This window comes from Caldibacillus sp. 210928-DFI.2.18 (assembly GCF_020554505.1).
GTDB classification, from domain to species: domain Bacteria; phylum Bacillota; class Bacilli; order Bacillales; family Caldibacillaceae; genus Caldifermentibacillus; species Caldifermentibacillus hisashii.
The window spans coordinates 1-478 of record NZ_JAJCHL010000228.1; the positions used below are offsets into that span (position 1 = coordinate 1).

General features: G+C 34.7%; 1 protein-coding gene. It reads left to right on the forward strand.

What is annotated here, in order from left to right; genetic code table 11:
* Positions 1–443, forward strand: a 443-nt coding sequence (locus LIZ98_RS17690) for a hypothetical protein (protein ID WP_227140445.1), incomplete at its 5' end; no start/stop codon positions are given.
* Positions 444–478 lie beyond the last annotated feature (35 nt).

Sequence of the window (478 nt, forward strand, 5' to 3'; positions counted from 1 at the left end):
GTAGAACTCTGTACTTAGGAATCCACTACGGCTTTAGCCTAGTGGTAGTTCAATGGCCGGAGACTGTGATTTTTCTAGGTGCCGGTGCTACTGCATCGTTAGGGATTCAAATGACTTCGGGAATAGGGGATTCTTTGTATAAATTATCCGATGAATATGCAAACAAATCTTTACGGGAAAAAGTCAAAGAAGTGTTTAGTCACGCAGAATCCGATGTCCAAAAATCCATTGAAAATTTATTAATTGTGTTAGACTATAACAATCGAGTTGATGAAGAAACTTATAAAGCAAGCTGTTATGAACTTGGATTGAGCAGGAAACGTTTAAAAGAACTGCAGACAATTTATGATTGGGAAGCAGTCAAAAAAATAATCAGGCGATGTCCAAGAAACAAAGAAAATAAAATTAACTTGCAAGATTTATATCGCATATTCCGCACGTAAATTTTTTACATTTTTTATTTTTTAAAGGAATTTTC